Origin of the sequence: Microcystis sp. M53598_WE2 (assembly GCF_030067735.1) — a bacterium.
Taxonomy (GTDB): Bacteria; Cyanobacteriota; Cyanobacteriia; order Cyanobacteriales; family Microcystaceae; genus Microcystis; species Microcystis aeruginosa.
In genome coordinates this window covers 1-2221 of sequence record NZ_JASJFE010001037.1, presented here as the reverse complement: position 1 = coordinate 2221, position 2221 = coordinate 1, and the positions used below count along the sequence as shown (strand labels likewise).

The 2221-nt window shown below is 42.5% G+C and carries 2 protein-coding genes; both read right to left on the bottom strand.

Annotation, left to right across the window (positions count from 1 at the left end; translation table 11 throughout):
• Positions 1 to 224: 224 nt before the first annotated feature.
• Positions 225 to 1433: a 4-hydroxy-3-methylbut-2-enyl diphosphate reductase gene (locus PX636_RS21285; protein WP_288118742.1), complete on the bottom strand. Its 1209-nt coding sequence runs from the start codon at positions 1431 to 1433 to the stop codon at positions 225 to 227.
• 94 nt (positions 1434 to 1527) lie between these two features.
• A complete protein-coding gene (locus tag PX636_RS21280) occupies positions 1528 to 2001 on the bottom strand; it encodes a CRR6 family NdhI maturation factor (RefSeq protein WP_002795611.1) in 474 nt (157 codons plus the stop codon).
• Between the last annotated feature and the right edge of the window lie 220 nt (positions 2002 to 2221).

The window sequence follows — 2221 nt, the reverse complement described above, 5'->3', positions numbered from 1 at the left end:
GATTCTGTCTTTTGCCTCTTGCCTTCAGAAGCTGATAATTGCTGATTGTCGGTATTTCTGCAAATATGAGATACACTCAACGAGAAGAATCCAACGGTTCTAACGTCAATGTCAAGATTGCGGTAGTTAGTTTCTGAGCAATCCCACTGAGAAAAATATCAGCTGCATCTCCTATTTTTGCTATGAGATGCAGCTATTGCTAAAGGCTAACACACCTAGGCTAATTACGGAGAGACTAAAGAAGATTTGAACGCAAAAATTTTCTCGATCACCTCTTCTACCACCTTATCAGGAGTGGAAGCGCCAGAAGTCACTCCGACGACAATTTTTCCCTCATTTAACCAGTTATCGGTGATAATTAAATCGTCCCCTAAAGGTTTATGTTCGATGCGATTGCCGGGGAGAATGCACTCGGCACTATCGATATGATAGGAGGGAATGGCACGCTCGATCGCTATTTCCTGTAGGTGAGTGGTATTAGAGGAATTATAACCGCCAATTACCACCATTAAAGAAAGCGGTTCTTTCACCAGTTCAAACATGGCATCTTGACGCTCTTGAGTGGCATCACAGATGGTATTAAAACTCATGAAATGATCTTTAAAATCGATCGGTCCGTACTTTCTCAACATAGTATGCTCGAAGAGTTTGCCAATTTCCTCCGTTTCACTTTTCAGCATCGTGGTTTGATTGGCAATACCGATATAATCTAGATCGCGATCGGGATCGAAACCCTGGGAATGGGCATTTTTAAACTTCTCTAAGAACTCATTTTTATCGCCACCGTGGAGAATATAATTAGCGACATAATTAGCTTGAGCCAAATTTAAAACGATCAGATAAGTGCCAGCAAAAGAGCTAGTGGCGATCGTTTCTTCGTGATTATATTTCCCGTGAATAATCGAAGTGTGGTCGCTTTTTTTGTGCTTTTCCACGGAATTCCACACCTTAGAAACCCAGGGACAAGTGGTGTCCACAATCATGCAACCCTTATCGTTAAGTATTTGCATTTCCGAGACACTGGCCCCAAAAGCAGGTAAAATCACCACATCCCCCGATTCCACCACAGTAAAGTCTTTTTGGCCATTTTCGACCGGAATAAAACCCACGGCCATGGAGCGCAGACGCTGATTAACCGAGGGATTGTGAATAATTTCGTTAGTAATCCAGATACGTTCCAGGGGAAAATGTTGACGAGTTTCGTAGGCCATGGCAACAGCGCGTTCTACCCCCCAACAAAAACCAAAAGCTTGAGCGAGATAGATCGTCACGTCACCCCGTTCTAAACGATAATTATTTTCACGAATTTCTTGGATCAGGTCGCTTTGATACTCATTGGTCATGGCATCCATTACTTCCTCTTTATGACCGAATCCCTTGCGGTTATAGTTATCCGATTGCTGTAGGGTACGTTTAAAGGATTTTGTATCCATGATTCTCTGATAGGGGTATTGGTGGCGCTAAATTGGGTGAGACAGTAGCTTGTCATATATTAAACATACCTTATCTAGTCGGCGCGGGAGGCTTTTAGAGACTAGAGAGAAATTCCTCGTCGATATCGTAACCAAACTGTTGAGCGAAAAATTTTAAGCGAGATAAAGCGGGAATTTGCTGGCTTTTCAGCCAATCAGACAAAATAAAGAGTTTTTGCATCACAAAAATCTCTAAAGCTTCGGGATTATATTGAATTCCTTCCCCGCGATGGAATTGATGGGGGACCAACATAGCAGCATAACGGGCGATTTCTCCCTGTTTTGGGTCAAGAATAAAGATTAGCCAGGGATAAACCGCATCTAAACGCAGAAACCACAGCCTAACTTCCGCTATCTCCGATAATTCCCGCATATCACCCTCCGCGCGAGGATAATCTATCTCTAATTGTAGAGCTTGTTCTAGTTCGGCGATCGCTGATCGGGACCGATAATCTTGAATAATAGTCTCTAAAGATGATAGATCCAGATTTTGAATCTGATTGGGGTTAAGAGCGATTTTGACAGTCATAGGGGCAAATAAAAGGTTATATCGGGCGAAATTACGGTTTTTTATCCCCAGATCGGCAATGATCTATCTCAGAAAATACTCTCGATCGGGACAAAAAAACTAAGTATGACTATTCTCTCACTCCGGAGCGAGAGAGGGAAACTGGACTAAAATAGACCTCTTGTAAAAATCAAAAATTGTTGTTAGGGTTAGGAGTCAGTAGTCAGTAGTCAGTAGTCAG

Bases quoted from the DNA above. Each gene is read 5' to 3' on its own strand.
- PX636_RS21285 (WP_288118742.1), bottom strand. From the start codon at position 1,433: ATGGATACAAAATCCTTTAAACGTACCCTACAGCAATCGGATAACTAT.
- PX636_RS21280 (WP_002795611.1), bottom strand. From the start codon at position 2,001: ATGACTGTCAAAATCGCTCTTAACCCCAATCAGATTCAAAATCTGGAT.